Source organism: Streptomyces sp. NPDC057280 (assembly GCF_042668605.1).
Lineage (GTDB): Bacteria > Actinomycetota > Actinomycetes > Streptomycetales > Streptomycetaceae > Streptomyces.
Map to the genome: position 1 here is coordinate 141,858 of NZ_JBHUYR010000002.1, position 19,367 is coordinate 161,224.

The 19,367-nt window shown below is 69.0% G+C and carries 23 protein-coding genes, 1 tRNA gene and 1 pseudogene; 17 read left to right on the forward strand and 8 right to left on the reverse strand.

Annotated features, from left to right (window positions below):
• Positions 1-84: 84 nt before the first annotated feature.
• A complete protein-coding gene (locus tag ACFUO4_RS11255) occupies positions 85-1,434 on the reverse strand; it encodes a nicotinate phosphoribosyltransferase (protein WP_079309852.1) in 1,350 nt (449 codons plus the stop codon).
• 58 nt (positions 1,435-1,492) lie between these two features.
• Here ACFUO4_RS11255 and clpS point away from each other — a divergent pair, with 58 nt between their 5' ends.
• The 8 genes from clpS (at position 1,493) to ACFUO4_RS11295 (ending at position 7,337) form a co-directional block, all read left to right on the forward strand.
• Entirely contained in the window at positions 1,493-1,810 is a 318-nt protein-coding gene (gene clpS / locus ACFUO4_RS11260) for an ATP-dependent Clp protease adapter ClpS (protein WP_059192073.1), read from the forward strand.
• Positions 1,811-1,821: 11 nt separating this feature from the next.
• Positions 1,822-2,424, forward strand: a complete 603-nt coding sequence (locus tag ACFUO4_RS11265) for a DUF2017 domain-containing protein (RefSeq protein ID WP_383482681.1) — start codon at positions 1,822-1,824, stop codon at positions 2,422-2,424.
• A 324-nt stretch (positions 2,425-2,748) separates the two neighbouring features.
• Positions 2,749-4,188: an amino acid permease gene (locus tag ACFUO4_RS11270; RefSeq protein WP_079309853.1), complete on the forward strand. Its 1,440-nt coding sequence runs from the start codon at positions 2,749-2,751 to the stop codon at positions 4,186-4,188.
• Positions 4,189-4,321: 133 nt separating this feature from the next.
• Entirely contained in the window at positions 4,322-4,744 is a 423-nt protein-coding gene (locus ACFUO4_RS11275; RefSeq protein WP_079309854.1) for a Mov34/MPN/PAD-1 family protein, read from the forward strand.
• A gap of 40 nt (positions 4,745-4,784) precedes the next feature.
• Positions 4,785-5,807, forward strand: a complete 1,023-nt coding sequence (locus ACFUO4_RS11280) for a LacI family DNA-binding transcriptional regulator (protein ID WP_383482686.1) — start codon at positions 4,785-4,787, stop codon at positions 5,805-5,807.
• Positions 5,808-5,895: 88 nt separating this feature from the next.
• Positions 5,896-5,991: a putative leader peptide gene (locus tag ACFUO4_RS11285; protein WP_324612360.1), complete on the forward strand. Its 96-nt coding sequence runs from the start codon at positions 5,896-5,898 to the stop codon at positions 5,989-5,991.
• Positions 5,992-6,101: 110 nt separating this feature from the next.
• Complete coding sequence (locus tag ACFUO4_RS11290) at positions 6,102-6,380, forward strand: MoaD/ThiS family protein (protein WP_059192069.1); 279 nt, start codon at positions 6,102-6,104, stop codon at positions 6,378-6,380.
• 6 nt (positions 6,381-6,386) lie between these two features.
• Positions 6,387-7,337 (forward strand): PLP-dependent cysteine synthase family protein, encoded by a 951-nt coding sequence (locus ACFUO4_RS11295; RefSeq protein ID WP_383482690.1) that lies wholly within the window; start codon positions 6,387-6,389, stop codon positions 7,335-7,337.
• Between the two features lie 4 nt (positions 7,338-7,341).
• On the opposite strand, the gene ACFUO4_RS11300 is transcribed toward ACFUO4_RS11295, so the two are convergent.
• Positions 7,342-7,797 (reverse strand): type II toxin-antitoxin system PemK/MazF family toxin, encoded by a 456-nt coding sequence (locus ACFUO4_RS11300; RefSeq protein ID WP_383482694.1) that lies wholly within the window; start codon positions 7,795-7,797, stop codon positions 7,342-7,344.
• Positions 7,798-8,056: 259 nt separating this feature from the next.
• Here ACFUO4_RS11300 and ACFUO4_RS11305 point away from each other — a divergent pair, with 259 nt between their 5' ends.
• Positions 8,057-8,809 (forward strand): MBL fold metallo-hydrolase, encoded by a 753-nt coding sequence (locus tag ACFUO4_RS11305; protein WP_079310462.1) that lies wholly within the window; start codon positions 8,057-8,059, stop codon positions 8,807-8,809.
• A 66-nt stretch (positions 8,810-8,875) separates the two neighbouring features.
• Here the strand turns inward: ACFUO4_RS11305 and ACFUO4_RS11310 are convergent, their stop codons facing one another.
• Together ACFUO4_RS11310 and ACFUO4_RS11315 are read right to left on the reverse strand one after the other, a co-directional pair.
• Entirely contained in the window at positions 8,876-10,123 is a 1,248-nt protein-coding gene (locus tag ACFUO4_RS11310; RefSeq protein WP_383482698.1) for a PTS transporter subunit EIIC, read from the reverse strand.
• Between the two features lie 138 nt (positions 10,124-10,261).
• Positions 10,262-11,557 carry a PTS transporter subunit EIIC gene (locus tag ACFUO4_RS11315; RefSeq protein ID WP_383482701.1) on the reverse strand — a complete coding sequence of 432 codons (1,296 nt, stop codon included), beginning with the start codon at positions 11,555-11,557 and terminating at the stop codon, positions 10,262-10,264.
• 127 nt (positions 11,558-11,684) lie between these two features.
• Here ACFUO4_RS11315 and ACFUO4_RS11320 point away from each other — a divergent pair, with 127 nt between their 5' ends.
• The 4 genes from ACFUO4_RS11320 to rdgB all read left to right on the forward strand — a co-directional run bounded on the left by ACFUO4_RS11320 (position 11,685) and on the right by rdgB (position 13,947).
• Positions 11,685-11,918 (forward strand): glucose PTS transporter subunit EIIB, encoded by a 234-nt coding sequence (locus ACFUO4_RS11320; RefSeq protein ID WP_055553187.1) that lies wholly within the window; start codon positions 11,685-11,687, stop codon positions 11,916-11,918.
• A gap of 82 nt (positions 11,919-12,000) precedes the next feature.
• Entirely contained in the window at positions 12,001-12,738 is a 738-nt protein-coding gene (gene rph / locus ACFUO4_RS11325; protein ID WP_383482704.1) for a ribonuclease PH, read from the forward strand.
• Positions 12,739-12,882: 144 nt separating this feature from the next.
• Complete coding sequence (locus tag ACFUO4_RS11330; RefSeq protein WP_079310466.1) at positions 12,883-13,293, forward strand: hypothetical protein; 411 nt, start codon at positions 12,883-12,885, stop codon at positions 13,291-13,293.
• 51 nt (positions 13,294-13,344) lie between these two features.
• Positions 13,345-13,947, forward strand: a complete 603-nt coding sequence (gene rdgB, locus ACFUO4_RS11335) for an RdgB/HAM1 family non-canonical purine NTP pyrophosphatase (protein WP_383482708.1) — start codon at positions 13,345-13,347, stop codon at positions 13,945-13,947.
• 50 nt (positions 13,948-13,997) lie between these two features.
• Here the strand turns inward: rdgB and ACFUO4_RS11340 are convergent.
• Both ACFUO4_RS11340 and ACFUO4_RS11345 read right to left on the reverse strand, forming a co-directional pair.
• Positions 13,998-14,081, reverse strand: a tRNA-Leu gene (locus ACFUO4_RS11340).
• 45 nt (positions 14,082-14,126) lie between these two features.
• Positions 14,127-14,471: pseudogene (locus tag ACFUO4_RS11345) on the reverse strand (HNH endonuclease); the annotation flags it as partial.
• A 141-nt stretch (positions 14,472-14,612) separates the two neighbouring features.
• On the opposite strand from ACFUO4_RS11345, the gene ACFUO4_RS11350 reads away from it, so the two are divergent.
• Entirely contained in the window at positions 14,613-15,125 is a 513-nt protein-coding gene (locus tag ACFUO4_RS11350; RefSeq protein WP_383482711.1) for a GNAT family N-acetyltransferase, read from the forward strand.
• Here ACFUO4_RS11350 and bcp read toward each other — a convergent pair.
• A complete protein-coding gene (bcp, locus tag ACFUO4_RS11355) occupies positions 15,100-15,573 on the reverse strand; it encodes a thioredoxin-dependent thiol peroxidase (protein ID WP_079310469.1) in 474 nt (157 codons plus the stop codon). The two genes, ACFUO4_RS11350 and bcp, sit on opposite strands and share 26 nt — an antisense overlap.
• Before the next feature lie 103 nt (positions 15,574-15,676).
• Between bcp and ACFUO4_RS11360 the strand changes: the two genes are divergently transcribed.
• From ACFUO4_RS11360 to sugE, 3 genes are all read left to right on the forward strand, one after another.
• A complete protein-coding gene (locus ACFUO4_RS11360; RefSeq protein WP_079310470.1) occupies positions 15,677-16,009 on the forward strand; it encodes a DUF3618 domain-containing protein in 333 nt (110 codons plus the stop codon).
• 98 nt (positions 16,010-16,107) lie between these two features.
• Positions 16,108-16,410: a co-chaperone GroES gene (locus ACFUO4_RS11365; RefSeq protein ID WP_228046803.1), complete on the forward strand. Its 303-nt coding sequence runs from the start codon at positions 16,108-16,110 to the stop codon at positions 16,408-16,410.
• Between the two features lie 167 nt (positions 16,411-16,577).
• Positions 16,578-16,898: a quaternary ammonium compound efflux SMR transporter SugE gene (gene sugE, locus ACFUO4_RS11370; protein ID WP_059192051.1), complete on the forward strand. Its 321-nt coding sequence runs from the start codon at positions 16,578-16,580 to the stop codon at positions 16,896-16,898.
• Positions 16,899-16,941: 43 nt separating this feature from the next.
• Here sugE and ACFUO4_RS11375 read toward each other — a convergent pair whose 3' ends face one another.
• Complete coding sequence (locus ACFUO4_RS11375) at positions 16,942-19,320, reverse strand: transglycosylase domain-containing protein (protein ID WP_383485610.1); 2,379 nt, start codon at positions 19,318-19,320, stop codon at positions 16,942-16,944.
• Positions 19,321-19,367: the final 47 nt, after the last annotated feature.

Consider the following 19,367-nt stretch of genomic DNA (forward strand, 5'->3'; position numbering starts at 1 on the left):
GAGCCTGGGGGAGGATGAACTTACGAGCCTAGAGACTTCGGCGGTCCGGCGATACGGCTTGGGGCACTGCGGGCGGGCGCACCGTTACTGGCTACCCGAGCGCCCGTGCACGTACTCCGTCGGAAGGACGGGTTCCCCGCGCGACAGCTGCGTCGCCGACAGCGGCAGCCCGTCCCGCGCGGCCGTGTGCCGGTCCCGTACGGCGTCCAGCGGCTCCCGCGCCACCACGTCCCCGCCCTTGACCAGTTCCACCAGCAGCTGCCGGTCGGCGAGCTCGGCCGGGACGGCCCCGGTGCCGACGACCTCGGCCGCCGCGATCCCGTCCTCGTCGAGCCGCCGCGCGGCCCACTTGCGCCCGCCGATCGACGTCTTCCCGCCGGACGACTTCTTCGCGACCGGCACCAGCGGCGCCTTCGGGTCGGCGGACTCGGCCCGCGCGACCAGCTTGTAGACCATCGAGCAGGTCGGGTGCCCGGAGCCGGTCACCAGCTGGGTGCCGACGCCGTACGCGTCCACGGGCGCCGCCGCGAGCGAGGCGATGGCGTACTCGTCGAGGTCCGAGGTCACGATGATCTTCGTGTCCCGGGCGCCCAGCTCGTCCAGCTGCTGGCGCACCCGGTGCGCGACGAGCAGCAGGTCACCGGAGTCGATCCGGACGGCGCCCAGCTCGGGCCCGGCCACCTCCACCGCCGTACGCACCGCGCTCGCCACGTCGTACGTGTCCACCAGCAGGGTGGTGTTCCGGCCCAGCGAGTTCACCTGGGCCTGGAAGGCGTCCCGCTCGCTGTCGTGGAGCAGGGTGAAGGCGTGCGCGGAGGTGCCGACGGTGGGGATGTTGTAGCGGAAGCCGGCCGCGAGGTCGGAGGTGGAGGCGAAGCCGCCGACGTAGGCGGCGCGGGAGGCGGCGACGGCGGAGAGCTCGTGGGTGCGGCGGGCGCCCATCTCGATCAGCGGGCGGTCCCCGGCGGCGGAGGACATGCGCGAGGCGGCCGCCGCGATCGCGGAGTCGTGGTTGAGGATCGAGAGGATGACGGTCTCCAGCAGCACGCACTCGGCGAAGGACCCCTCCACCCGCATGACCGGCGAGCCCGGGAAGTAGACCTCGCCCTCGGGGTAGCCCCAGATGTCGCCCGAGAAGCGGTAGGAGGCCAGCCATTCCAGGGTCGGCTCGTCGACGATGCCGCGCTCCCGCAGGAAGCCGAGGACGCCCGCGTCGAAGCGGAAGTTCTCGACGGCGTCCAGGACCCGCCCGGTGCCGGCCACGACCCCGTAGCGCCGCCCGTCCGGCAGCCGCCGGGTGAAGACCTCGAAGACGCTCCGCCGCTCGGCGGTACCGGCCTTCAGCGCGGCCTGCAGCATGGTGAGCTCGTACTGATCCGTGAAGAGCGCCGTCGAGGGAACGTCCACCGGCAGCCCAAGGTCCGCTGTGTTCATGGCAAGGGATGCTACACCCCTTTACGTCAGTGTGACGATTTATGGAGACCGTGGCAGCATGGGCCCTGTGACGTCACCCGCTCCCGTAGAGATCGAACGCACCGAGTCGGCGGAAGAGGTCTTCGCCGTCCCCGAGCCGGACGTCCCCTGGGTCACGATCGTCCACAACGACCCGGTCAACCTCATGAGCTACGTGACCTATGTCTTCCAGACCTACTTCGGGTACACGAAGGACAAGGCCACCAAACTGATGCTCGACGTCCACCACAAGGGCCGGGCGGTCGTCTCCAGCGGAACCCGCGAGGAGATGGAGCGCGACGTGCAGGCGATGCACGGCTACGGACTGTGGGCCACCCTCCAGCAGGACCGGAAGTAGCGATCCCTGACATGCCAGGCACCTTCGAACCGCTCCCCGGCGGCGGCGCGGCCGTCGCCCTCGACGACGTCGAGATCTCCATCATCCGGTCGCTGGCCGTCCAGCTCCTGGAGCTCATCGGCCCCGGACCCGGCGAGGACGCCCCGGACGACCCGCTCGCCGAGCTCTTCGCCGAGGGGCCGAGCGAACCGCCCTCCGACCCGGTGCTCAAGCGGCTCTTCCCGGACGCCTACAGCGACCCCGAGGGCACCCCTGAGGCCAAGGAGGCCGAGGAGCAGCGCGCGTACTCGTCCGAGTTCCGCCGCTACACCGAGAACGACCTCAGGGCCGGCAAGCGCGACAACGCCCTCGCGGTGATCCGCACCCTGGACGCGCTGCGTCCGGTGGACGACGGCGGGGCGGTGCTGAAGCTGTCGGTGGAGGAGTCCCGGCAGTGGCTCAGCTCCCTCAACGACCTGCGCCTCGCGATCGGTTCGCGACTGGAGATCACCGACGAGGAGGACACGGACCTCCTCTACCGGCTGCCGGACGAGGATCCGCGCAAGCCGATGGTGATGGCGTATCTGTGGCTGGGCGGGTTGCAGGAGACGCTGGTCTCGACGCTTCTGCCGTAGTTTGTGACGGTTTTGTGTTCGCTCAGCGGACGCTCAAATCCGGATAACGATCGCGTCACCGCGACGGTCTCGTATGCCCGTCCAGGCGGCCTTTTGTCCGCTTCTCCCTGTGCTCTGGGTCACATCTCGCACAGGTGATCAATATTGCGGCCGTGATAAATCTTCACGACCGCCCGACGAACACCACCCGCATGTTCGCTCGGGTGCGCCACCAGCCGGTAACCACCGGCCAGGCAGAAAAACTCCAGTATCCGGGGGGATCGAGAACCGGTCCGAGGCCGACGAGAGGCCGAGGTTCGGTATGGAGAAAGGCGCACCACACACATGACCTCCGCTCAGGTCGACAAGGGTCCGGAGAACACCTCCGGCACCTCCGAAGAGGGTTACGAGCGCGGCCTCGGCAGTCGCCAGGTCCAGATGATCGCGATCGGCGGCGCCATCGGCGTCGGTCTGTTCCTCAACGCCGGGGCGAACATCGCCAAGGCGGGTCCGAGCCTCATCCTGATGTACGCCCTCGCCGGCGTGATCATCTTCTTCATCATGCGCGCCCTCGGCGAGCTGCTCCTCTACCGCCCGGTCTCCGGCTCCTTCGCCGAGTACTCCCGCGAGTTCCTGGGCCCGTTCTTCGGCTACTTCACCGGCTGGACCTACTGGCTGATGTGGGTCGTCACCGGCATGGCCGAGCTGACCGCCGCCGCGATCTACATCCACTACTGGTTCCCGGACATCCCGCAGTGGGTGACGGCCCTGGTCTTCCTGGTCGTCCTCTTCACGGCCAACCTGATCTCGGTGAAGCTGTTCGGCGAGATCGAGTTCTGGGCGTCCATGATCAAGGTCACCGCCCTCATCGGCATGATCGTGATCGGCCTCGGCGTCCTCACCTTCGGCTTCAGCAACGCCGGTGACACCGCCGCCGTCTCCAACCTGTGGGAGTTCGACGGCTTCTTCCCGCACGGCATCGGCTCGTCCCTGATGACCCTGCAGGGCGTGATGTTCGCCTACCTCGCCGTCGAGCTGGTCGGGGTGACGGCCGGTGAGTCGGAGAACCCCGAGAAGACGCTGCCGAAGGCGATCAACACCCTGCCCTGGCGCATCGCGCTCTTCTACGTCGGTGCCCTCACCGTCATCCTGTGCGTGGTGAAGTGGACCGAGTTCAGCGAGGGCGTCAGCCCGTTCGTCAAGGCGTTCGCGATGATCGGCATCCCCGCCGGCGCCGGCATCGTCAACTTCGTCGTCCTCACCGCGGCCCTGTCCTCCTGCAACTCGGGCATGTACTCCACCGGCCGGATGCTGCGGAACCTGGCCGACAGCGGCGAGGCCCCCGCGGTCTTCAGCAAGCTGTCCTCCACCAAGACCCCGGCCCTCGGCATCACCGTCTCCGTGCTCTTCATGGGCATCGGCGTGGTCCTGAACTACGTCGTCCCCGAGAAGGCGTTCGGCTACGTCACCTCGGTGGCCGTCGGCGCCGGCATCTGGACCTGGCTCATGATCCTCGTCAGCCACGTCCTCTACCGCCGCGCGGTCGAGGCGGGCCGGCTCCCCGCCTCCTCCTTCCCGGCGCCGGGCGGCGCGGTGGGCTCCTGGATCGCCATCGTGTTCCTGCTCTTCGTGACCGGCCTGATCGCGAAGGACTCCGAGTCCCGGATCAGCCTGTACGTGCTCGGCGTGTGGGCCGTCGCCCTCGGCATCGGCTGGGTGGCGCTGAAGAGCCGCAACCCGCAGATCGCCGAACGCCGCGAGCCGGAGTTCGAGAAGGTCGGCTGACCACTCCCCGAGGACGTCCAGCCCAGGGAGTTTTCGTGGAACCCCCTGTCGCTGCCGCTCAAGGCGTCCGGCATATGGGCTGCCCCGTACCACCTGTCGGTACAGGGCGGCCCGTCTGCTTATCCTGACGGACATGCTGACCATCACCCAGGCCCTCGTCGACCAGATCGTCGCGCACGCGCGCAAGGACCACCCCGACGAGGCGTGCGGCGTCGTCGCGGGCCCGGCCGGATCGGACCGCCCCGAGCGGTTCATCCCGATGCTGAACGCGGCCATGTCGCCCACGTTCTACGAGTTCGACTCCGGCGACCTGCTCAAGCTCTACCGCGAGATGGACGACCGCGACGAGGAGCCGGTGGTCATCTACCACTCCCACACCGCGACCGAGGCCTACCCCTCGCGCACCGACATCTCCTACGCCAACGAGCCCGGCGCCCACTACGTCCTCGTCTCGACCGCCGACACCGACGGACTCGGCGACTTCCAGTTCCGCTCCTACCGCATCGTCGACGGCGAGGTCACCGAGGAGGACGTGGAGATCGTCGAGGCATACTGATCACCGTACGCCCGACCAACTCGGCGGATCGGAGACGGTGTTGACGCGACGGCCGCACGGACAGCGCCCCACGATCGAGGACGTCGCCCGCCGGTCGGGGGTGTCCCGGTCCACGGTCTCGCGGGTGATCAACGGCGAGCCGAAGGTGCGTGCCGAGGTCGTCGAAGAGGTCCGGCGGGTCATCGCCGAACTCGGCTACGTCCCCAACCAGGCCGCCCGCCAGCTGGTCACCCACCGCACCGGAGCCGTCGCGGTCGTCGCCGACCAGCCGGACGGCCGCCTCTTCCTCGACCCGTTCTTCGACTGCCTCCTGCGCGGCATCCGCCGTGAACTCGCCCGGCACGGCGCCCAAGCCGTCCTGCTCTTCCTGGACGAGCCCGACGACCTCGCCCGCGTGGCCGACTACCTGGGCGGTGGCCATGTCGACGGTGCGATCCTGTTCTCCCTGCACCCCGGCGGCCGCCTGCACGGCATGACCGACCGCCTCGACATCCCCGCCGTCTTCGGCGGCCGCCCGCTCCTGCCCGACGGCGACACCGTGCGCGCCCACCCCTACGTCGACGGCGACAACCGCGGCGGCGCCCGTCTGGCCGTCCGGCACCTCGTCTCGGCCGGCCGCCGCCGCATCGCCACCGTCACCGGCCCCCACGACCAGGAGCACTCCGCCGCCGAACGCCTCGCCGGCTACCGCGACGTCCTGCCCGACGCCCCGCCCGAACTCGTGGAGCGCGCCGACTACACCCGGCAGGGCGGCGCCCGCGCCATGGCCGCGCTGCTCGACCGGTGCCCCGACCTGGACGCCGTCTTCGCCGCCTCCGACCTCATGGCCGCCGGCGCCCTGGACGTCCTGCGGGAACACGGCCGCCGGGTACCGGACGACGTGGCCGTCGTCGGCTTCGACGACCTCACCGAGATCGCCGAGTCCACCGACCCGCCGCTGACCACCGTCCACCAGGACGTCGCCGAGATGGGCCGGCTGCTGGCCCGGCTGCTGTTCGACCCGGCGACGGAGCCGGCCGCGGTCGTCGTACCCACCCGACTGACGGTGCGAGCGTCCGCCTGAGCTGTGCCGTCTCACCTTCCGGCCGGAATCCGTCCATCATGTGGGATCACACTCCGGGACCCGGACCGGGAATCGATACGATGACCGCATGGTTTCCCACGACGTGAGCGAGAAGACGCCGGGCACGCTGCTCGTGGCGCGGCTGCACGTCGACCTGTGCAGGCTCGCCAGCGCCATCTGTTGACGCTGCTCCCTGCCGCCGTACGGCCGTGAGCCGCGGCGCCACTCACCTCTGCTGTTCTGCGCTGCCGCGCGCCCACCGACCCGAACACCATCCGACAGGAGCCCGCAACCATGGCCATCGAGGTCCGCATCCCGACCATCCTCCGCACGTACACCGACGGCCAGAAGGCCGTGGAGGGCACCGGGGACACCCTCGCCGAGCTCTTCACCGACCTCGAGACCCGGCACGCGGGCATCCAGGCCCGGATCGTGGACGGCGGCGAGCTGCGCCGGTTCGTCAACGTCTACCTCAACGACGAGGACGTCCGCTTCCTCGAGGGCATCAACACCAAGCTCGCCGACGGCGACAACGTCACCATCCTGCCGGCCGTGGCCGGCGGCATGGCCTGATCGTCGATGCGTTACGACTCCCCGCTGGCCGCGGTGGGCAACACCCCTCTGGTGCGCCTGCCGCGGCTCTCGCCGTCCGCCGACGTCCGCATCTGGGCCAAGCTGGAGGACCGCAACCCCACCGGCTCGGTCAAGGACCGCCCGGCCCTGCACATGATCGAGCAGGCGGAGAAGGACGGCCGGCTGACACCGGGCTGCACGATCCTGGAGCCGACGTCCGGCAACACCGGCATCTCCCTCGCCATGGCCGCCAAGCTCAAGGGCTACCGCATCGTCTGCGTCATGCCCGAGAACACCTCGCAGGAACGCCGGGACCTGCTCGGCATGTGGGGCGCCGAGATCATCTCCTCCCCGGCTGCGGGCGGCTCCAACACCGCCGTACGCGTCGCCAAGGAGCTGTCCGCCGAGCACCCCGACTGGGTGATGCTCTACCAGTACGGCAACCCGGACAACGCGGGCGCCCACTACGCCACGACCGGCCCGGAGATCCTCACCGACCTCCCCTCGATCACCCACTTCGTCGCGGGCCTCGGCACCACCGGCACCCTGATGGGCGTCGGCCGCTACCTGCGCGAGCACAAGCCGGACGTGAAGATCGTCGCCGCCGAGCCGCGCTACGACGACCTGGTCTACGGCCTGCGCAACCTCGACGAGGGCTTCGTCCCCGAGCTGTACGACGCCGCCGTCCTCACCACCCGCTTCTCGGTCGGCTCCGCCGACGCGGTCACCCGCACCCGCGAACTCCTCCAGCAGGAGGGCATCTTCGCGGGCGTCTCCACGGGCGCCGCACTGCACGCCGCGATCGGCGTCGGAAGGAAGGCCGTCAAGGCGGGGGAGAGCGCCGACATCGTCTTCGTCGTCGCGGACGGCGGCTGGAAGTACCTGTCGACGGGCGTGTACACGGCGGCAACGACGGAGGAAGCGATCGAGACGCTCCAGGGCCAGCTCTGGGCGTGACCCGCTAAGTGGCGAGGTGACGGACCTGGTCCCACAGGACCGGGTCCACCACCCCCACCCGGCGCCGGAAGTCCCACACCGGCACCTCGCGCAGCTCGTCCGTCTCCAGGAAACTCGCGCGCCCGTGGGCATCACCCACGGAACCCGGCGGCAGCGGAATGACACCCGCCCGCTCGTCGTGGTACTTGCTGGTGATCTTCGCGACGACCGCCCGCCGCCCGTGCACCGCCAGCACCAGACACGGCCGGTCCTTCGCACCCGGCCCGTCCTCGTAGGGCACGACCGCCCACCAGATCTCCGCGGGCCGCGGCCGCGCCGCAGCACCCCGGCCCCCCGGCCGCCCCGGCGGCCGCGTACGCCGCCCCGCCGGCCGGCGCCCCCGCCCCCACCCGTCGACGAGCGTGGCGACCAGCGCCAGCAGCACCACCGCCACGAGCGCCAGCCACCAGGACGTGTCCATACGACGACGTTACCGGCGCACGATCCCCACCGCGCGCCCTTCTCGTACGTGTGTTTCATCCACTGCCGTCCGACTGTGGCGCCGAAGCCTCGAACGGCTGAACGTGAGGTACCTCGGATGGCAGCGCCGCACAGGTGAGTTCGCCCACAACAGCCCTTGGCGGAGGAGCGACAGGGGGTTTTGCGCCTTACGCTCGACGAACCGCACGACCCCCGACGCACCCAGTTCTCTCCATCCCGCCAGCGGAGGTTTCTGCTTCATGAAGCTCACCGTCGTCGGCTGCTCGGGGTCGTTCCCGTCCGCGGAATCGGCCTGCTCGAGCTACCTCGTAGAGGCCGACGGCTTCCGGCTGCTTCTCGACATGGGCAACGGTGCCCTCGGCGAGTTGCAGCGCCACTGCGGTCTCTACGACCTCGACGCGATCTTCCTCAGCCATCTGCACGCCGACCACTGCATCGACATGTGCGCGTACTTCGTCGCGCGCTACTACCGCCACGACGGCGGCCGCTGCGATCCGATTCCCGTCTACGGACCCGAGGGAACGGAACACCGGCTGACCACCGCCTACGCCGACACCCCCACCGCCTCCTCGATGAGCGAGGTCTTCGACTTCCACACCGTCAAGCCGTCGACCTTCGACGTCGGCCCCTTCACGGTCCACACCGAACGCGTGGCCCACCCGGTCGAGGCGTACGGCATCCGCGTGGAGCACGGCGGCAAGTCGCTGACGTACTCGGGCGACACGGGCACCACCCCCGTCCTCGACGAACTCGCCCGCGACACCGACCTGTTCCTCTGCGAAGCCGCCTTCACCCACGGCAAGGAGGACATCCCCGACCTCCACCTCAACGGCCGCGAGGCGGGAGAGACGGCGGCCCGGGCCGGCGCCCGCCGCCTGGTCCTCACCCACATCCCCCCGTGGACCGACCCGCAGGTCAACCTCGCCGACGCCCGCGCGGTGTTCGACGGCCCGGTGGAACTGGCGGCACCGAGGGTGTCGTACGAGATCTAGCAGCCCGTACGTGCACGAAGGCCCCGGTACCTCATCGGTACCGGGGCCTTGGTCATCGTGGGGACGTCACGCCTTCGTGAGGTCCTCGACCTCCTCCTCGGGCTCGCGGCCCGGGGTGGGGAGGTTGAACCTGGTGATGGCGAAGCGGAAGACCACGTAGTAGACCGCCGCGAAGACCAGGCCGATCGGGATGATCAGCCATGGCTTGGTCGCGAGGTTCCAGTTCAGGGCGTAGTCGATGGCACCCGCGGAGAAGGTGAAGCCCGCGTGGACGCCGAGCGCCCAGGTGATCGCCAGGGACAGCGCCGTGAGCACCGCGTGGATCACGTACAGGATCGGGGCGATGAACATGAACGAGAACTCGATCGGCTCGGTCACGCCGGTCACGAAGGAGGTCAGGGCGAGCGAGATCATCATGCCGAGGACGGCCTTGCGGCGCTCGGGGCGGGCGGTGTGCGCGATGGCGAGCGCGGCCGCCGGCAGACCGAACATCATGATCGGGAAGAAGCCGGACATGAACTGACCGGCGGTCGGGTCACCCGCGAAGAAGCGGTTCAGGTCGCCGTGCACGACGTCGCCCGCGGCGTTGGTGAAGTCGCCGATCTGGAACCAGGAGACGGTGTTCACGAACTGGTGCATACCGATCGGGATGAGCGCGCGGTTGATCAGGCCGAACAGCCCGGCTCCCACCGAGCCCAGACCGGTGATCCACTCACCGGCGTCGGAGATGACCTCACCGATCGGCTCCCAGACCAGCCCGAAGAAAACACCCATGGCGGTGCCGACGAAGGCCATGATGATCGGGACGAGTCGGCGGCCGTTGAAGAAGCCGAGCCAGTCCACCAGCTTCTTGCGGTGGTACCGCTGCCACAGCACGGCGGACAGCAGACCCATCAGGATGCCGCCGAGGACACCGGGGTTGTTGTAGGTCGCGGCTATGTCCGCGCCCGCCTGCACCTTGGCCTCCGTCACCGGGAAAGCCTTGAGGACGTTGCTGTAGACCAGGAAGCCGACCAGGGCGGCCAGCGCGGTGGAGCCGTCGGCCTTCTTCGCGAAGCCGATCGCGACACCGATGCAGAAGAGCATCGGCAGGTTGTCGAAGATCGCGCCACCGGCCGTGGCGAAGACCGCCGTGACCTTGTCGGGCAGATTCAGCTTCTCCTGGACGTCGGTCTGACCGAGGCGCAGCAGAATGCCCGCGGCGGGGAGCACGGCGATCGGCAGCTGGAGGCTGCGGCCGACCTTCTGAAGGCCCTGGAACAGGCCGGATCCCCGCCTCTTTGCGGGGGCCGCCGATGCGGTGGTGGTGCTCATACTTCCTCCATCGGGTGGTGGTCTACACCACTCAGTGGTGTAGACCTGTTGTAGCACGATGAAGGTGACGTAAGGAACCCACGATTCCGTGACGGGAACCGTGGGTTCTGTAACCGCGTTGAGTAAGGGCCTTCGGCCTCAGACCTTCGTCACGTCCTCGACCTCGTCCTCGGGTTCCCGTCCCGGGGTCTTCAGGTCGAACTTCGTGATCGCGAACCGGAAGATCGCGTAATAGACGGCCGCGAAACACAGGCCGATCGGGATGATCGCCCACGGCTTGGTCGCCAGGTTCCAGTTGATGATGTAGTCGATCAGACCGGCGGAGAAGCTGAACCCGTCGTGCACCCCGAGCCCCCACGTCACCGCCATCGACACACCCGTGAGCAGCGCGTGGACCGCGTACAGCAGCGGCGCGATGAACAGGAACGAGTACTCGATCGGCTCGGTGATCCCGGTGACGAACGACGTCAGCGCGACGGACAGCATCAGCCCGCCGACCTCCTTGCGGCGGTGCGGCTTCGCGCAGTGCGTGATCGCCAGGGCCGCCGCCGGGAGGGCGAACATCATGATCGGGAAGAACCCGGACGTGAACTGACCCGCGTTCGGATCGCCCGCCAGGAACATGTTGATGTCACCGTGCACCTCGGTGCCGTCCGGCTTGGTGTACGTGCCGAACTGGAACCAGATGGGCACGTTCAGGAACTGGTGCAGCCCGATCACCAGCAACGCCCGGTTCGCCAGACCGAAGAGGCCGGCGCCCCACGCACCCGCGTCGCTCAGCCAGTCGCTGAAGTTCTCCAGCCCGTCACCGATCGGCGGCCAGATCCACAGGCACAGCGCCGCGAACGCGATCGCCACGAACGCCATGATGATCGGCACCAGCCGGCGGCCGTTGAAGAAGCCCAGCCAGTCCACGAGCCTGGTGCGGTGGTACCGCTGCCAGAAGAACGCCGTCAGCAGCCCCATCACGATCCCGCCGAACACCCCGGGATTCTGGTACGTGAACGCCACCACCGTGTGATCGACCGTCGCCTGGCACCCGATGCCCGGCACGCCCTTCGCCCCGCTCGGACAGTCCTCCGGGAACTGCCGCAGCACGTTGTAGTAGACGAGGAACCCGGCCACCGCCGCGAGCGCCGTCGACCCGTCCGCCTTCTTCGCCATACCGATGGCCACACCCACGCAGAACAGCAGCGGCAGCCCCAGCGAACCGTCGAGCAGCGCGCCGCCCGCGCCCGCCATCACCTTGGAGACGTTCGTCCACCCCAGCCCGTCGTCGCCGAACACATCAGGCTGGCCGAGCCGGTTGAGGATGCCCGCGGCCGGCAGGACGGCGATGGGCAGCTGAAGGCTCCGCCCCATCTTCTGCAGCCCCTGGAACGCCGAGTGCCACCGTCGGCGCGTGGGGGAGGGCTCAGTGGTCTCGGAACTCATGAGTTGGCGACCGCCTGTCAAGTGGTGTAGACCAGTTACGGACGATTGGGTAGCTGTGACGTCATCTTTCGGTACGTTCGGCGCAATCGCTCGCGAAGTTGGGCCAACAGTGCGTGAGGAGACCGACATGGCCAGCAAGGCAGAGAAGATCGTCGCCGGGCTCGGTGGCATCGACAACATCGAAGAGGTCGAGGGCTGCATCACCCGCCTGCGCACCGAGGTCAAGGACCCCGCGCTGGTCGACGACGCCGCCCTGAAGGCCGCCGGCGCCCACGGCGTCGTCAAGATGGGCACCGCCGTCCAGGTCGTCATCGGCACGGACGCCGACCCGATCGCCGCGGACATCGAAGACATGATGTAAAGCCCTCTTCGGGCATCACAGGGGCTCTTCCCGGCACACCGCGGGAGGAGCCCCTTCCGTATGTGCGGCTAGGCTCAGCGCCATGTCTCGAATCGACGGCCGCACCCCCGAACAGCTCCGCCCCGTCACCATCGAACGCGGCTGGAGCAAGCACGCCGAGGGCTCCGTCCTCGTCTCCTTCGGCGACACGAAGGTCTTCTGCACCGCCTCCGTGACCGAAGGCGTCCCCCGCTGGCGCAAGGGCAGCGGCGAGGGCTGGGTCACCGCCGAGTACTCCATGCTGCCCCGCGCCACCAACACCCGCGGCGACCGCGAGTCCGTCCGCGGCAAGATCGGCGGCCGCACCCACGAGATCAGCCGCCTCATCGGCCGCTCCCTGCGCGCCGTCATCGACTACAAGGCGCTCGGCGAGAACACGATCGTCCTCGACTGCGACGTCCTCCAGGCCGACGGCGGCACGCGTACGGCGGCCATCACCGGCGCCTACGTGGCCCTCGCCGACGCCGTCAGCTGGGCCCAGGGCAAGAAGCTGATCAAGGCCGGCCGCCAGCCGCTGACCGGCACGGTCTCCGCGGTCTCGGTCGGCATCGTGGGAGGGGTTCCGCTGCTGGACCTCTGCTACGAGGAGGACGTGAAGGCCGACACCGACATGAACGTCGTCTGCACCGGCGACGGCCGCTTCGTCGAGGTCCAGGGCACCGCCGAGGCCGAGCCGTTCGCGCGCGACGAGCTCAACTCGCTCCTCGACCTGGCCGTTTCCGGCTGCACGGAACTCGCCGCCCTCCAGCGCAAAGCCCTTGATACCGTCCTCGAAAGGTAAAAGACGGACCAAGGAAAGGCGGCCGGGACGGGCAACCCGGCCGCCCGAACTCGCGTCACTACGGGTACGGGCGTACGGCACACCGCTGTGCGCCCGGCCAGTACACGGGGGCCCTTGGGGCTGAACAAGGGAGGGAACATCACCATGGCCGAGAGCCGACGCGGCCGTCGCCGATCACGCCGTACCGCCATCGCCGCCGCGGTGGCCGCGGTAGGGCTGACGGTAGGCCTGACCACCGGCTGCGACGCCGTCAACAAGGCACTGGACTGCGTCCAGACCGCCGACGCCATCGCCGACAGCGTCACCGACCTCCAGCAGGCCGTGGAGAACGCGTCCAACGACCCCACCCAGCTCGACGAGTCCCTCGACTCCATCGACCAGAACCTGGACGAGATAGGCGACAAGACCGACAACGCCGATGTCAACCAGGCGGTCGAGGACCTGGGCAAGGCCGTGGACAACGTCCGCAAGTCCGTCGACAGCGGCGACACGACGCCCGACCTCAGCCCGATCACGGACGCGGCGGGCGAGCTGACGAAGGTCTGCACGCCGTAGGGAACCGACCGGCCGCCGGGCCGGGACAGTGCGGCCCGCGATACTGGGGGCATGACCCGCCTGATCCTCGCCACGCGCAACGCCGGCAAAATCACCGAACTCCGCGCCATCCTCGCCGACGCAGGTCTGCGCCATGACCTGGTCGGCGCGGAGGCGTACCCGGAGGTACCGGACGTCAAGGAAACAGGGGTGACGTTCGCCGAGAACGCGCTCCTGAAGGCCCACGCCCTGGCCCAGGCCACAGGCCTGCCCGCCGTCGCCGACGACTCCGGCCTCTGCGTCGACGTCCTGAACGGCGCCCCCGGCATCTTCTCGGCCCGCTGGGCAGGCAAGCACGGCGACGACAAGGCGAACCTGGACCTGCTCCTGGCCCAGCTCGCGGACATCGCCGACGAACACCGAGGCGCCCACTTCGCCTGCGCGGCGGCCCTGGCCCTCCCGGACGGCACGGAACGCGTGGTCGAGGGCCGCCTGCCCGGCATCCTCCGCCACACCCCGTCCGGCACGAACGGCTTCGGCTACGACCCGATCCTCCAGCCGGAGGGCGAGACGCGCACGTGCGCCGAACTGACGCCGGAGGAGAAGAACGCGATCAGCCACCGGGGGAAGGCGTTCCGGGGGTTGGTGCCGGTGGTGCGGGAGCTGTTGGGCTGACAACGGACGAAGGTCCACCCGAACTTGGGTGGACCTTCGAATCAAAGGTGTGCGGCCGGAGGGACTCGAACCCTCAAGGGATTTCTCCCACAGCATCCTAAGTGCTGCGCGTAGGCCAGTTCCGCCACGGCCGCCCGCGGGCTCATGCTACCCGGCTGAACGGCTCCGTAGTCGAGCGCTTATCGGGCTCTGCGACCACCGCGGCACCAGGTACCAGTGATGGCGTGACAGTTGGGACAGAGCAACCGCAGGTTTGTCCGCCGATCATCACTCCAGTCCCCGTTGATGTGATCGACTTCAAGCGTCATGGGCCTGCCGTGCCACTCGGGCCCTGTTCCGCAGCCGCTGCATTCCTCAGGCACACCGACTTCGAGAAGGGCCCTGCGGAGCAGGTGCGTTCTGGTCCGACGTGCGCCGTCATGCTGGACCAGGATGTCTTGTGCCTGCCGCAGCGGCGTGGTGCCGGGCCCGCCGCGTTGATGCGCTTGTCCTAGGAAGTGAGTGGTGTCGAGACCGTCCTCGGCCACTCAACGCTGAAGCTGGGTGCGCAACCTGTTGTTATAGGGCTTCATACCCCCGCTTGAAACGTAAACCTCTGACCCGATAACCTGCCCATACCTGCAAAGCCTCCCCGCGGTCCCTTGTCCGCTCGGGAGGCTTTTTTCATGAGCACACCACCAGATGTCACCGTCCGCCCCGTCACCCCCGCCGACCGTCCCACCGTCGAGCGCCTCTGGCTGCTCTTCCGGCATGATCTGTCGGAGTTCCGGGGCCAACTGCCCAACCCCGACGGTACGTTCCGGAGTGAGCGGCTGGAGGCTGCGTTCAGTGGCGATGACGACTGGGGCGCGTATCTCTTCCGTTGCGGAGCGCACCCCGTCGGGTTCGCCTTCGTACGCGCGCTCACCCAGCCCACCCGCGTGCTCAACAGCTTCTTCGTCGTGCGGGGCGCGCGGCGCAGTGGTGTCGGGATGCGGGCCGTGCGGGAGGTGGTGGCGCGGCATCCCGGGGCGTGGACCGTTGCCTTTCAGGACGACAATCCACGCGCCGTACGGTTCTGGCGGCGGGTCGGGGAGGCCATCGCCCCCGGCGCCTGGGAAGAAGAGCGCAGGCCGGTGCCGGGTAAGCCCGGCCTCGCTCCCGACGTCTGGGTCAGCTTCCGATGCCCAGGTCCTTGATGATCTTCGCCACGTGGCCCGTCGCCCGGACGTTGTACAGCGCCCGCTCGACCTTGCCCTCCTCGTCCACCACGATGGTGGAGCGGATGACGCCCATGTAGGTCTTGCCGTAGTTCTTCTTCTCGCCGTACGCCCCGTAGGCCTCCGTGACCGTCTTCTCGGGGTCCGCGAGGAGGGTGATCCTCAGGTTCTCCTTGTCCCTGAACTTCGCCAGCTTCTCAGGGGCGTCCGGGCTGATGCCGATGACGTCGTAGCCGGCGCCGGCCAGCAGTTCGAGGTTGTCGGTGAAGTCGCAGGCCTGCTTCGTGCAGCCGGGGGTGAGGGCCGCCGGGTAGAAGTAGACGATGACCTTGCGGCCCTTGTGGTCCGCCAGGGACACGTCGGTGCCGTCGGCGTCGGGGAGGGTGAAGGCGGGGGCTACGTCCCCGGGCTGGAGTCGCTCGCTCATCCGGCAAGCCTAACCGGGGGTCCTGACAGTGCGATGGCCCGGCGAACTGACAGACTGTCCAGGACAGGAACTGAACATCACCCCGCATCCCGGAGGGCCCACCGTGGCGGACACGTCGGACACGAGAACCCCGGCGCAGATCGAGGCGGACATCAAGCGCCGCCGCGAGACGCTGGCCGAGACGCTCGACGAGATCGGGGTGCGGGTGCACCCGAAGACGATCGTCGGCGATGCCAAGGCCAAGGTGGTTTCCAACATCGATCACACGCTCGGGCGGGCCTACGTCGGCGTGAACAAGGTCCTCACCGACACCAAGGCCCAGTTCGTCGACGAGGAGGGGGCCCCGAGGCTCGAGCGCATCGTCCCCGTCGCGCTCGTCGCCGTAGGACTCGTGGGGCTGCTGGCCTTCGGCAGCACCCGGCGCCGCAAGGGCTGACCCGGGGGCGTACGGATTCCCGTCAGGCAGGTAGGTTCTGAGCCGTGAGCGCCAACAGAAACGACCACAGCGACCAGCACGACAAGCTGCCCATCCGGATGCTGCACGACCGTGTGCTCGTGCGGCAGGACACCGGGGAGGGCGAGCGGCGTTCCGGGGGCGGCATCCTCATCCCCGCCACCGCGGCCGTCGGGCGGCGGCTGGCGTGGGCCGATGTCGTCGCGGTCGGGCAGAACGTACGGACCGTCGAGCCGGGGGACCGGGTTCTCTACGACCCGGAGGACCGCGCCGAGGTGGAGGTGCGTGGTGTCGCCTATGTGCTGATGCGGGAGCGCGATCTGCACGCGGTGGCCGCGGACCGGTTCGAAGGGTCCGAGGACTCGACCGGGCTGTACCTCTGAATCAACGGCCGAAAGGGGCTGGTGACCATCGTCACCAGCCCCTTTTGCCGTCTCTTTGCTACCTTTGAAGGACCCGCCCGACGAGACGCGCCGTACCGGGACAGGCCCTTCGCGGGCTTACGACAAGACGACGCACCCCCGTTCAGCAACTTCCGGAGGTGCCTGTCATGGCCTGGGTTCTGCTCGTCGTCGCCGGTCTGCTCGAGGTCGGCTGGTCGATCGGCATGAAGTACACCGACGGTTTCACCCGGCTCGTGCCGTCCGTGTTCACCGGCGCCGGGATCGTCGCGAGCATGCTGCTGCTGTCGTACGCCACGCGTTCCCTCCCCATCGGCACCGCTTACGGCGTGTGGGTCGGGATCGGTGCGGCTGGGGCGGCGGTGCTCGGCATGGTGGTGCTGGGGGAGCCGGCCACCGCCGCCCGGATCTTCTTCGTCTGTCTGCTGCTGGTCGCCGTGGTCGGCCTGAAGGCGACCAGCGGCCACTAGGCCTACGACAGACCTACGACAGGCGTACGACAGACCTCCGTCGCTATCCCGTCTTGCCCGGCGGTCCCGCCGTCGTGCCGGTCGTCGTCGTCCCGCCGTCCGCCGTGCCGCCGTCGGCCGTTCCACCGTCCGTCGTGCCACCGGTGGTGCCGCCGTCCGTCGTGCCGCCGCCGGTCGTCGTGCCACCGCCGCCGGTGGTGGTCGTCCCGCCGTCCGTGGCGCCGCCGGTCGTGGTGCCTCCGTCCGTCGTACCGCCACCGGTCGTCGTGTCGCCGCCCGTCGTGCCGCCGTCCGTCTGGCCCCGGGTGTCCTGGCCGCCGTCGGTCGTGCCGCCGTCGTCCTGGCCCGGCGTCTCCTCGGGGGTCTCGGCGGTCGGCTCCTGGGTCGGGGCCTGGACGACGTCGGCGCCCTCCTGGAGCTCCAGGTCGAACTCGGTGGCGGGCTTGCCCTTCAGGGCGCGCTGGGTGAAGTCGGCCCAGATCTCCGCGGGTGCGCCGCCGCCGTTGACCCGCTGGAGGCCCATCGCGCCGTACAGGGATTTGTGCGCGGCGGTCTGCGGGTCCTGGCCCATCACCGCGACGACCGTGGCGAGGTCGGGGGTGTAGCCGGCGAACCAGGCGGCCTGGTCCTCCTCGGCGGTGCCGGTCTTGCCGGCCGCCGGGCGGCCCGCGGCCTGCGCGGCGGTGGCGGTGCCGTTCTCGACGACGCTCTGCAGGACCGAGGTGGTCGTGTCCGCGGCCTCGCGGCTGACGACCTGGGAGGTCTTGCGGTCCGGCAGTTCCACGACGTCCTTGCCGTCCCGCGTGATCGACTTGATCATCGTGTACGTGCCGTGCTTGCCGTGGTTGGCGAGCGTCGCGTACGCCTCCGCCATGTCGAGGACGCTGGCCCGGGCGACACCGAGGGCGATCGACGGGTAGGCGTTCAGCTCGGGGGTGCTGGAAGGCAGGCCGAGGCCGACCGCGGTCTGCTTGACCTTGTCGGGGCCGACGTCGACGGCCATCTGCGCGTACACCGAGTTCACCGACTTGTCGGTGGCGGTGCGCACGGTGATGTTGCCGTACGACACGTCGTCCTCGTTGGCCGGGGCGTAGGCGCCGCCGGTCCAGCCTTCCACGGGGCGCTTGTTGGTGCCGTCGTAGTAGGTGTTGGGCGTGATGGTCCGGCCGTCCTGGGTCGTCGAGTCGTTCTCGACGGCGGAGGTGAAGACGAACGGCTTGAAGGTGGAGCCGACCTGGAAGTCCTGGCGGGTGGCGTTGTTCGTGTACTGCTTGACGTAGTCGATGCCTCCGTACATCGCCACGACCTGCCCGGTCTTGGGGTCGACGGCGGCGCCGCCCGCGCGGACGTACGTGTCGACCTTGCGGTTCTTCTTGTCGAGCTTGTCCATCAACTTCTTGTTGACGGCGGCGACGAAGTCGTCCTGCTTGTTCTTCTGGATGGTGGTGGTGATGCGGTAGCCGCCGGCGTCCAGCTCGTCGGCGGTGAGGATCTTGTTCTCGCTCAGGTAGTCGTTGACGGCGTTGACGAGGTAGCCGCGCTGCCCGGACATGCCGGTGGAGACAGTGGCCTCCTTCGGCATCGGGAACTTCAGGCCGGTCCGCTCGGACTGGGCGAGCCAGCCCTCCTTGACCATGCCGTCCAGCACGTAGTTCCAGCGGGCCAGGGCGGCCGACTTGTTCTCCGGGTGGGCGACGACGTCGTACTCGCTGGGCGCGTTGAGCAGGGCGGCGAGGTAGGCGCCCTGGGCGGCGCTCAGGTCGGTGGCGTCCTTGCCGTAGTAGGCCTGGGCGGCGGCCTGGATGCCGTACGAGTTGCGGCCGAAGAAGCTGGTGTTGAGGTAGCCCTCCAGGATCTGGTCCTTGGACTCGGTGCGGTCCAGCTTGATGGAGATGAAGAACTCCTTCACCTTGCGGGTGACGGTCTGCTCCTGGGCGAGGTAGTAGTTCTTCACGTACTGCTGGGTGATCGTCGAGCCGGACTGCTTGCCCTTGCCGGTCGCGGTGTTCCAGCCGGCGCGCAGCATCGCCTTGGGGTCGATGGCGGACTCGGAGTAGAAGTCGCGGTCCTCGGCGGCCAGGACGGCGTGCTGGGCGGCCTTGGAGACCTGGGCGAGGGTGACGTTCTCCCGGTTGACGTCGCCGTCGCGGGCGAGCTGGCTGCCGTCGGCGTAGAGGTAGACGTTGGACTGCTTGGTGGCGAGGGCGTTGGCGGGCGGGATCTTCACCAGGGAGTAGCCGAGGAAGAACAGGCCGATCAGCAGCAGTATCCCGACGACGAAGGTGCCGAGCACCATGCGCCAGGTCGGGATCAGCCGCCGCCAGCCGGTGCGCTTGGGCCGCTTGGGCTTCTTCGTGCCCCCGTCGGGGTCTCTGGGCGCCCAGCCCTCGGTCGGCTGCTGCGGCTGCGGCTCGTCGCTCATGTCGTGCACGGACTCCTGTTGCGTGTCTCTTTTGCGCTGGTTGTGCG